General features: G+C 64.8%; 10 protein-coding genes. 8 read left to right on the top strand and 2 right to left on the bottom strand.

The genetic code is table 11. From position 1 onward, the window contains the following. Positions 1-136 precede the first annotated feature (136 nt). Positions 137-1,144 carry a polyprenyl synthetase family protein gene (locus tag JHD07_RS13425; RefSeq protein ID WP_291622832.1) on the bottom strand — a complete coding sequence of 336 codons (1,008 nt, stop codon included), beginning with the start codon at positions 1,142-1,144 and terminating at the stop codon, positions 137-139. 131 nt (positions 1,145-1,275) lie between these two features. Between JHD07_RS13425 and JHD07_RS13420 the strand changes: the two genes are divergently transcribed. From JHD07_RS13420 to glyS, 6 genes are all read left to right on the top strand, one after another. Next, positions 1,276-1,503, top strand: coding sequence for a DUF2007 domain-containing protein (locus tag JHD07_RS13420; protein WP_291622830.1), 228 nt, complete (start codon positions 1,276-1,278; stop codon positions 1,501-1,503). Then, the gene (locus JHD07_RS13415) at positions 1,496-2,257 is read left to right on the top strand and encodes a methyltransferase (RefSeq protein WP_291622828.1); all 762 of its coding nucleotides are present in this window, start codon (positions 1,496-1,498) and stop codon (positions 2,255-2,257) included. Before JHD07_RS13420 ends, JHD07_RS13415 begins: the two co-directional genes overlap by 8 nt. Before the next feature lie 215 nt (positions 2,258-2,472). Then, positions 2,473-3,381, top strand: a complete 909-nt coding sequence (locus JHD07_RS13410; protein WP_291622826.1) for a S49 family peptidase — start codon at positions 2,473-2,475, stop codon at positions 3,379-3,381. A gap of 103 nt (positions 3,382-3,484) precedes the next feature. Further along, positions 3,485-3,676, top strand: a complete 192-nt coding sequence (locus JHD07_RS13405) for a hypothetical protein (protein WP_291622834.1) — start codon at positions 3,485-3,487, stop codon at positions 3,674-3,676. 207 nt (positions 3,677-3,883) lie between these two features. Next, a complete protein-coding gene (locus tag JHD07_RS13400) occupies positions 3,884-4,819 on the top strand; it encodes a glycine--tRNA ligase subunit alpha (protein WP_291622824.1) in 936 nt (311 codons plus the stop codon). After that, a complete protein-coding gene (gene glyS, locus JHD07_RS13395) occupies positions 4,819-6,918 on the top strand; it encodes a glycine--tRNA ligase subunit beta (RefSeq protein WP_291622822.1) in 2,100 nt (699 codons plus the stop codon). The genes JHD07_RS13400 and glyS overlap by 1 nt, the downstream gene beginning before the upstream one ends. 333 nt (positions 6,919-7,251) lie before the next feature. Here glyS and JHD07_RS13390 read toward each other — a convergent pair whose 3' ends face one another. Then, positions 7,252-7,602: a DUF1236 domain-containing protein gene (locus tag JHD07_RS13390; RefSeq protein ID WP_291622820.1), complete on the bottom strand. Its 351-nt coding sequence runs from the start codon at positions 7,600-7,602 to the stop codon at positions 7,252-7,254. A gap of 223 nt (positions 7,603-7,825) precedes the next feature. On the opposite strand from JHD07_RS13390, the gene JHD07_RS13385 reads away from it, so the two are divergent. Together JHD07_RS13385 and JHD07_RS13380 are read left to right on the top strand one after the other, a co-directional pair. After that, positions 7,826-7,981 (top strand): DUF3096 domain-containing protein, encoded by a 156-nt coding sequence (locus JHD07_RS13385; protein ID WP_008562090.1) that lies wholly within the window; start codon positions 7,826-7,828, stop codon positions 7,979-7,981. 99 nt (positions 7,982-8,080) lie between these two features. Next, positions 8,081-9,848 (top strand): pyruvate, phosphate dikinase (locus JHD07_RS13380; protein ID WP_291622794.1); only part of this gene is annotated, 1,768 nt, incomplete at its 3' end.

Below are 9,848 nucleotides of genomic sequence, written 5' to 3'. Positions count from 1 at the left end.
CCTCTTCGGCGAGCCTCGAAGGGCGACGGCCCGGCTGCATCTCGGCCGCGCATCTTTCGAGGCTCGCGCCTCAGGATGACGGAGCTGATCGCCTTGCAAGGATTGAGAGCAAGGCAAGTCGCCTCCAGCCGGTCGCCTAATGCGACCGTGCGAGGCAGAACGCCACGACCTGCTCCAGTGCGCTCTTCATCGGCGAGGACGGGAATAGGGCCAGCGCGTCGACGGCCATGGCGCCGTAGTGCTGGGCGCGGCTGAGCGTATCCTCCAGCGCGCGATGCTTGTTCATGAGCCCGATGGCATGGTCGAGATCGGAATCGCCGATCTCGCCGCGCTCCAGCGCGCGGATCCAGAAGGCGCGCTCGGTGTCGTTGCCGCGGCGGAAGGCGAGCACGACGGGCAGGGTGATCTTGCCTTCGCGGAAATCGTCGCCGGTGTTCTTGCCGAGCTTGGCGCTCTTGCCGCCGTAGTCGAGGACGTCGTCGACGAGCTGGAAGGCGATACCGAGATTCATGCCGACCGAGCGGCAGGCGGTCTGTTCCGCCTTCGGCCGGTTGGCGATGACGGGGCCGACCTCGCAGGCGGCGGCGAACAATTCGGCCGTCTTGCCGCGGATCACGGCGAGATATTCGTCCTCGGTGGTCGCGGTGTTCTTGGCGGCGGCGAGCTGCATCACCTCGCCCTCTGCGATGGTGGCGGCGGCCGCGGAGAGGATATCTAGCGCGCGCAGCGAGCCGACCTCGACCATCATGCGGAAGGCCTGGCCGAGCAGGAAATCGCCGACCAGCACGCTCGCCTCGTTGCCCCAGAGCATGCGTGCCGACAGCTTGCCGCGGCGCATCTCGCTCTCGTCGACGACGTCGTCGTGGAGCAGGGTGGCGGTATGCATGAACTCGACGGAGGCAGCCAGCTTGATATGGCCGTCGCCGGTGTAACCGGCGAGATTGGCCATGGCGAGCGTCAGCATCGGGCGCAGGCGCTTGCCCCCGGAGGAGATCAGGTGGTTGGCGACCTCCGGGATCATGGTCACCTCGGAGCCGGTCCGCGACAGGATCGTGGCGTTGACGCGCTCCATGTCAGGGGCGACAAGGGCAACCAGCTCTTCGATCGACGCGCCGGGAGTTTCGAAAGGTACGATGACGGCCACGCCGGTCTCCAATATTTGCCCCGGAAGGGCTATTCTGACGGAAAGACAATAGAAACTGGCGGCGGACGCGGCAAGACCTCGGAACCATTGACATTTGCCGCCGTCACCCCTTCAGGCAGGAGATCTACGTTTTGCGTGAACTGGTTCGGACCAACGACATGGTGCTGGTGTCGGCGATCGGGGCGCTGCTCGATGGCGCCAACATCCATCATCTGGTGCTTGACCAGAACATGAGCATTATCGAGGGCTCGCTCGGCATCCTGCCGCGGCGGATCCTGGTTCATGAGGACGACGCCGAGGAGGCGAGGGCGCTCCTCAGCGAGGCCGGCCTCAGCCACGAACTGCGCGACGATGACTGAGGCCGCAGATATCACGGAGGATGGCTTTCTCGGCGGGCAGTTGCGCTTGATGCAGAAGCGATCCGGCCATCGCGCCGGACACGACGCCATCCTGCTTGCGGCGGCCACGGACGTGCGGGCCGGGGACCGCGTGGTCGATTTCGGCGCCGGCGTCGGCACGGCGGGGCTCGCGCTGGCTCGGCGTATCGAGGGGATCAGGCTCAGCCTGGTCGAGATCGATCCGGAACTGGTCGAGCTCGCGCGGGCCAATGCTGCCGCGAACGTGATCACCGCCGAGGCCATCGTGCTCGACGTCGCCGCCGATGCGCAGGCGTTTGCCGCGAACGGGCTCCTGCCCGACAGTGTCGATGCGGTGCTGATGAACCCGCCCTTCAACGATCCCGCACGCCATCGCGGTTCACCCGATCAGGCGCGCCACACTGCGCATGTGGCGAGGGAAGAGACGCTGCATGCGTGGGTGCACGCTGCGCGACGTATCCTCCGATCGAACGGCATGATGACTCTGGTCTGGCGCGCAGATGGAATCGCGGATGTCTTGGCAGCGCTGTCACGCGGCTTTGGCAGCATCGCGATCCTGCCCGTTCACGGCGAAGCGGGAAAGCCCGCGATCCGCGTGCTGGTGCGCGCGGTCAAAGGCGGCCGGGCTCCGACGCGGCTTCTGCCGGGCCTCGTGCTCAACGACGAGTCAAAAGTGCCGGGGAAAGAGGTGAGGGCCATTCTGGAGGGGAGGGCAGCGTTGCCGCTGGAACCGTGATGGTCTACTGCGGCAGCGATTCCGTCTGCTGCTCTGGCGCAGATGTGAAGCGAATCGCCGTGAAAAGCGCACCGATCAGCAACAACAGCAGATAGATCTTCATGGCGTTTCCTCCACCGCCTATTGCAGCCTCCCAACGGGCATTCTGCAAAACACGTTCCAGGCACTTTCAATGACACTCGCGTGATAAGAAATGGTTAATCAGAGGTAAGGGTATGGCCGAGCAATTGAATGATCGTGAGAGTTCCGGCCTGGCCGACAAGCTCATGCAATACCTGCCCGCGCGCTTCCGCCCTGGAACGGCAGTGGTGCCGGTGGTGCGGCTGTCGGGCGTGATCGGTGCGGTGACGCCGCTGCGTCCCGGCCTGACGCTTGCGAGTGTCGCGCGCGTGCTCGAGCGCGCGTTTTCCTATCGGCACGCCAAGGCGGTGGCGCTGGTGATCAATTCGCCCGGCGGCTCGCCGGTGCAGTCGCGCCAGATATTCTTGCGCATCAAGCAGCTCGCGGCGGAGAAGAAGCTGCCGGTCCTCGTATTCGTCGAAGATGTCGCGGCCTCCGGCGGCTATATGATCGCCTGCGCCGGCGACGAGATCATCTGCGATCCCTCCTCGATCCTCGGCTCCATCGGCGTGGTCGGTGGCAGCTTTGGATTCCAGGAAGCGATCAGGCGGCTCGGCATCGAGCGGCGCCTCTACACATCGGGCGAGCACAAGGCGATGCTCGACCCGTTCCTCCCTGAAAATCCCGATGACGTCGCCAGATTGAAAGCGATCCAGCGCGAGATCCACCAGATCTTCATCTCGCTGGTCAAGGACAGCCGCGGCGCAAGGCTGAAGGGACCGGACGACACCCTGTTCACGGGCGAATACTGGGCCGGCGATAGCGCCGTCGCGCTGGGGCTGGCCGACAGCATCGGCGATCTCCGCTCAACTCTTCGTGCCCGCTATGGCGAGAAGGTTCTCACCCCCGTGATCGCCCAGCCTACCGGGCTGCTTTCCGGCTTCCTGGGGCGGAAATCGCCTGGTGCGGGCCAGCTTCTGGCCCTGGAATCCGTGGCCGGCCTGCCGGATGAACTGATCTCAGCGGTAGAAACGCGGGCGATTTGGGCGAAATTCGGGTTCTAGGGCTCGCGCTTCCGCGCCATTTGGTCCCTTTGCGGGCCAATTGCGGCGCAGCTCCGACTGCGCGAGAATGCGCGTGGGGCTGAGTATGAATGAGGATCGACCGATGCCGCCGTTCGTCGCTTTCGCGGGCGTCCTGGGCGGGCTTGCCGTGGTCCGCTGGGCCTACAAGACCGCTGTCCGAATCAACCAGGAGCTGGAGGAGATGCGCCTGTCGCGCGTCACCGAGGGCGCTCCTGTGGGGGACGTCAAGACATTGAAGCGTGACCCCGTGACGGGAGCGTATAGGCCGGGTTAGGTGCCCCGCTCTCTCGTCATTCCGGGGCTCGCGAAGCGAGAACCCGGAATCCATCGGACCACGGAATGAGCGGCGCAATGGATTCCGGGCTCGCCCTGCGGGCGCCCCGGAATGACGGCCCTTTCCGTCCCCTTCGCCTTGATTCCCATCCCCGCCGTCGATACGGTCCCGCGCGATTCAAACCCCCCGCGAGAGCCCGATCTGACGATGGACGCCTCATTGCCCGCCCATATGCGCCCGGAACGCTCGTTCCAGGGCTTCATCCTCGCGCTCCAGCGGTTCTGGGCCGAGCAGGGCTGCGTGATCCTGCAGCCCTACGATATGGAGATGGGCGCGGGCACCTTCCATCCGGCGACCACGCTGCGCGCGCTCGGGCCAAAGCCCTGGAATGCCGCCTATGTGCAGCCCTCGCGCCGGCCAAAGGACGGCCGTTACGGCGAGAACCCGAACCGGTTGCAGCATTATTACCAGTTCCAGGTGATCATGAAGCCGTCACCGCCGAACCTTCAGGAACTGTACCTGAAGTCGCTCGCCGCGATCGGCATCGATTCCGCCGTTCACGACATCCGCTTCGTCGAGGACGATTGGGAGAGTCCGACGCTGGGTGCCTGGGGTTTGGGCTGGGAGTGCTGGTGCGACGGCATGGAGGTCAGCCAGTTCACTTATTTCCAGCAGGTCGCGGGCTTCGAATGCGCGCCGGTTGCGGGCGAGCTTACCTACGGGCTCGAGCGTCTCGCGATGTATGTGCAAGGCGTCGACCGCGTCTACGACCTCAACTTCAACGGCCGCGAGGGTGACGCCAAGGTCACGTATGGCGACGTCTTCCTGCAGGCCGAGCGGGAGTATTCGAAGCATAACTTCGAAGTCGCCGACACCGCGATGCTGTTCGAGCAGTTCAAGATGGCGGAGAACGCCTGCCGGAAATATCTCGACGCGGGCTGGAAGGACGGCAAGCGCGAGGCGCATCTGATGGCGCTGCCGGCCTACGACCAGTGCATCAAGGCCAGCCACGTCTTCAACCTGCTCGATGCGCGCGGCGTGATCTCCGTGACGGAACGGCAGAGCTACATTCTTCGCGTGCGCGAACTGGCAAAAGCCTGCGGCGAGGCCTGGATTCATACAGAAGCGGGCGGAGCGGCCTGATGCCCGATCTTTTGCTTGAACTGTTTTCCGAAGAAATCCCCGCGCGCATGCAAGCCAAGGCGGCTGACGACCTGCGCCGCCTCGTCACCGACAAGCTCGTCGCCGAAGGCCTGGTCTATGAAGGTGCGAAGGCGTTCGCGACGCCGCGCCGGCTTGCGCTCACCGTGCACGGCATTCCGGCGCGCCAGCCGGACCTCAAGACCGAGCGGCGCGGCCCGAAAGTCGGGGCGCCCGACGCGGCCGTGCAGGGCTTCCTCAAGGCAACCGGTTTGAAGTCGCTGGACGAAGCCAAGATCCAGCGCGACCCCAAGGGTGATTTCTACATCGGCTTGATCGAGAAGCCCGGCCGCGACGCCATCGACGTGCTCGCGGAGATCCTGCCTGTGATCATCCGCACCTTCCCCTGGCCGAAATCGATGCGCTGGGGCGCGCGTTCCGGAAAGCCCGGCTCGCTCAACTGGGTGCGTCCGCTGCACGCGATCACCGCGACCTTCGGCCTCGAGACCGAAGAGCCCGATGTCGTGAAGTTCGAGGTCGACGGCATCGAGAGCGGCCAGACCACTTACGGCCATCGCTTCCTTGCGCCGGCAGCGATCTCCGTGCGCCGCTTCGAGGACTACGAAGCCAAACTGCTCGACGCCAAGGTCGTGCTCGACCCTGAAAGGCGCAAGGATACGATCCTCACCGACGCCAAGCAGCTCGCCTTCGCGCAAGGGTTCGAGCTGGTCGAGGACCAGACCCTGCTCGACGAGGTCGCCGGCCTCGTCGAATGGCCGGTCGTGCTGATGGGCTCGTTCGAGCCGGAATTCCTGGCGACGCCTGCCGAAGTCATCCGCGCCACCATCCGCAACAACCAGAAGTGCTTCGTGGTGCGCGACCCCAAGACGGGCAAGCTCGCGAGCAAGTTCATTCTCGTCGCCAATATCGAGGCGACCGACGGCGGCGCCACCATCATCGCCGGCAACGTGCGCGTGATCCGCGCGCGGTTGTCAGATGCGAAGTTCTTCTACGAGACCGACCTCAAGACCAAGCTCGAGGAGCGCCTGCCGAAGTTCGAGCAGATCGTGTTTCACGAGAAGCTCGGGACGCAGGCGGAGCGCATCAAGCGCATCGAGCGCCTCGCCGCGGAGATCGCGCCGCTGGTCGGCGCCGACGTCGCCAAGGCCACGCGCGCCGCACACCTCGCCAAGGCGGATCTGCTGACCGAAGTCGTCGGCGAATTCCCCGAGGTGCAGGGCCTGATGGGTAGGTACTACGCGCTGGCGCAGGGCGAGGACGCCTCCGTCGCCGCCGCCTGCGAGGAACACTACAAGCCGCAGGGCCCGGCCGATCGTGTGCCGACCGATCCGGTGAGCGTTGCCGTGGCGCTAGCCGACAAGATCGATACGCTCGTTGGCTTCTGGGCAATTGACGAAAAGCCAACGGGATCAAAGGACCCGTACGCGTTGCGTCGCGCTGCGCTTGGTGTGATCCGGCTGATTGCTGAGAACGCACTTCGTCTGTCGTTGATGAAGGTGGCGGCGTCGGCGCTCGGCGGCCTGTCAGTGCAACCTGCTGACGCGCAGAAACTTCCGCACGACCTCCTCGCCTTCTTCGCCGACCGCCTGAAAGTCCAGCTCCGCGAGCAGGGCGCACGTCACGATCTCGTCGATGCCGTGTTCGCACTCGGCGGTCAGGACGATCTCCTGATGATCGTCCGCCGCGTCGAGGCGCTCGGCAAATTCCTCGACAGCGACGACGGCAAGAACCTGCTCGCCGGCACCAAGCGCGCCAGTAATATCCTCAGCATCGAGGAGAAGAAGGACAAGCGCAGCTTCGACGGCGCGCCGGATGCGGCGCTCTACAGCCTCGCGGAGGAGAAAGCGCTGGCGAAGGCCATCGGAGAAGTCCAGGCGGAAGCCAGCGCTGCGGTGGCCAAGGAAGACTTTGCCGCCGCGATGAGCGCAATGGCGAAGCTGCGCCCGCCGGTCGATGCCTTTTTCGACAAGGTGCGCGTCAACGACGAGGATGCCAAGGTGCGCGAGAACCGGCTGAAGCTCCTCAACGAGATCCGCAGCGCCACGCGCGCGGTGGCGGATTTCTCGAAGATCCAGGATTGAGGCGCGAGATCCCCGGTTCAGGCGCGCCGAACGCCGCAAACACAGCCGTCATTCCGGGGCGCGCCGCTTGGCGCGAGCCCGGAATCCATTTCTCTTCGTAACTCGCGGCACGATGGATTCCGGGCTCGCGCTATGCGCGCCCCGGAATCACGGCTGTTGATGTGTCGCACACAAAAATGCCCCGCCCGGCGGGGGGAGGACCGGGCGGGGCTGATGTCCGATTAACACAGTTCGCGCCAGCCTGATGTGACGCGCCGGACATCGATTGGGCGGATAGCGTCTTCACGCGAAACGGAAACCGCCTCACGTGAAGAAGCGCTTCCAACTACGAATCTAGTCCACCACCTCGACGATGCGGCGCGAGCGTGGCTCGACCAGCACGGTTTCGCCGTTCACGACGGTGTAGCGATAGGTGGTGGCGCCGAAGCGTTGCGGCACGTCATAATAGGTGACGCCAGCCTCGGGTAAGGTGGTGCCGACCACGACGCGATCCGGAATGCTGAAGGCTGGTACACGCTGCTCGACAACATACTCACGAAAGGCGGGCCGGTGTTCGACTGCAATCGTCGGGCCGTCAACCACGGCGGGCGCGCGTCCGACCGTGACGGTGCTTTGCGCCTGCGCGGCAAGCGGCGAGCCGATCATGGCCGCGAGCGCTGCAAGAGCAAGAATCCTGTTCCGCATGGGCAACTCCTTCAACGTGATGTCCAGCCGCGCAAGCGGCGCGACCGGTTGCCAATGCATGCCCAAAGCCAATGTTCCGGGAAAAGGCCGGCCTTATTCGCGGCAATTTCAAGCACTTTCGCGGGCACGGGAACTCTCGGCCGGTGCTGCGCATCTCTACTCGCGGAACCTGTCCGGGTATGATCCGCGCGCGATTCGCCCCACCTCCACAGAAAGATAGTTCATGCACATCACCGTCGCCCACATTTCGCCGATCCTGTCGTTGATTGCGGGCGTGCTCATTCTGATCATGCCGCGGCTTCTCAACCTCATCGTCGCGATCTTTCTCATCGTCAACGGCGCGATCGGACTCGGGCTCCTGAAGTGGCTCCGCTTCTAAGCGGCGTTCACTTTTCGGAACTGTCCGCCTTGCGCGGGCCCGCCCAAAGTGGTGTAAGGCCCGCGATTTCCCATTCCTCTCGCAGGTTGTGTGCAAGCTATGGCCAAAGCCGCCTCGAAGCCCAAGAAAATGCCAGCGAAAATGCCAGCGAAATCAAAGCCCTCTGCTGCCGCGAAAGCCGCGCCGCCAGCCCGCAAGGCGCTGGCCCAGAGCGCGCCGAAGCCGGTCGCCAAAGCTGCTGCTGCAAAGGCCGCTGGAAAGCCGGCTGCTAAGCCGGTTTCAAAGGCCGTGACCAAGGCGGCCGCGCCGAAGGTCGCTGCCAAGCCCGCTCCGAAGACGGCTGCACCTGCCAAGGCAGCGCCTGCTGCGGCCAAAGCCGGCAAATGGGTCTACACGTTCGGCGACGGCAAGGCCGAAGGCCGCTCGCAAATGCGCGACCTGCTCGGCGGCAAGGGCGCCAATCTCGCCGAAATGGCCAATCTCGGCCTCCCCGTGCCTCCGGGCTTCACCATCCCGACCTCGGTCTGCACTTATTTCTACGCCCACGACAAGACCTATCCGAAGGAGTTGCAGTCGCAGGTTGAGAAGGCGCTCGACTATGTCGGCAAGTTGACCGGCAAGATCTTCGGCGATTCCAGGAACCCGCTGCTCGTGTCGGTGCGCTCCGGCGCGCGCGCCTCGATGCCGGGCATGATGGACACCGTTCTGAATCTCGGCCTCAACGACCAGACCGTGGAAGCGCTGGCAGAATTGTCGGGCGACCGCCGCTTCGCCTATGACAGCTATCGCCGCTTCATCACGATGTATTCGGACGTGGTGCTCGGCTTCGAGCACCATCACTTCGAGGAAATCCTCGACACCTTCAAGGACCGCCAGGGCTATACGCTCGACACCGACCTGTCGGCTGACGAATGGGTCGAACTGGTCGGCAAGTACAAGGACGCGGTCGCGCGCGAGACCGGCAAGGACTTCCCGCAGGATCCGCACGACCAGCTCTGGGGTGCGATCGGCGCGGTGTTCTCATCCTGGATGAACGCGCGCGCGGTGACCTATCGCAAGCTGCACGACATTCCGGAATCCTGGGGCACCGCGGTCAACGTGCAGGCCATGGTGTTCGGCAACATGGGCGAGACCTCGGCGACCGGCGTCGCTTTCACCCGCAATCCCTCCACCGGCGAGAGCAAGCTCTACGGCGAGTTCCTGATCAACGCGCAAGGCGAGGACGTGGTGGCGGGCATCCGCACGCCGCAGGACATCACCGAGGACGCGCGCAAGGAGTCGGGCTCCGACAAGGCGTCGATGGAAGCGGCAATGCCGGAGGCGTTCAAGGAGCTGACGCGGATCTACACGCTGCTCGAGAAGCACTACCGCGACATGCAGGACATGGAGTTCACCGTCGAGCAGGGCAAGCTCTGGATGCTGCAGACCCGCGGCGGCAAGCGCACCGCGAAGGCGGCGCTGCGCATCGCGGTCGAACTCGCCAACGAGGGCCTGATCTCGAAGGAGGAAGCGGTGATGCGGATCGATCCGGCGTCACTCGACCAGCTTCTGCATCCGACCATCGATCCCAGCGCCAAGCGCGACGTGATCGCCACCGGCCTTCCGGCTTCGCCTGGCGCGGCCTCCGGCGAGATCGTCTTCTCCTCGGACGAGGCCGCCAAGCTCCAGGGCGATGGGCGCAAAGTGATTTTGGTCCGCATCGAGACCAGCCCTGAAGACATCCACGGCATGCACGCCGCTGAAGGCATCCTAACCACCCGCGGCGGCATGACCTCGCATGCCGCGGTGGTCGCGCGCGGCATGGGCAAGCCCTGCGTCTCCGGCTGCGGCACCATCCGCGTCGATTACGGCCGCGGCACCATGAGCA

It is taken from the genome of Bradyrhizobium sp., from assembly GCF_016462955.1.
Lineage (GTDB): Bacteria > Pseudomonadota > Alphaproteobacteria > Rhizobiales > Xanthobacteraceae > Bradyrhizobium.
The sequence above is the reverse complement of the archived record's forward strand: the minus strand, read 5'-3'. Positions and strand labels throughout refer to the sequence as shown.

What these genes read in the sequence shown, in the direction of transcription:
- JHD07_RS13415 (WP_291622828.1), top strand. Translation starts at nt 1,496, where the DNA reads ATGACTGAGGCCGCAGATATCACGGAGGATGGCTTTCTCGGCGGGCAG.
- JHD07_RS13410 (WP_291622826.1), top strand. Translation starts at nt 2,473, where the DNA reads ATGGCCGAGCAATTGAATGATCGTGAGAGTTCCGGCCTGGCCGACAAG.
- JHD07_RS13405 (WP_291622834.1), top strand. Translation starts at nt 3,485, where the DNA reads ATGCCGCCGTTCGTCGCTTTCGCGGGCGTCCTGGGCGGGCTTGCCGTG.
- JHD07_RS13400 (WP_291622824.1), top strand. Translation starts at nt 3,884, where the DNA reads ATGGACGCCTCATTGCCCGCCCATATGCGCCCGGAACGCTCGTTCCAG.
- glyS (WP_291622822.1), top strand. Translation starts at nt 4,819, where the DNA reads ATGCCCGATCTTTTGCTTGAACTGTTTTCCGAAGAAATCCCCGCGCGC.
- JHD07_RS13390 (WP_291622820.1), bottom strand. Translation starts at nt 7,602, where the DNA reads ATGCGGAACAGGATTCTTGCTCTTGCAGCGCTCGCGGCCATGATCGGC.
- JHD07_RS13385 (WP_008562090.1), top strand. Translation starts at nt 7,826, where the DNA reads ATGCACATCACCGTCGCCCACATTTCGCCGATCCTGTCGTTGATTGCG.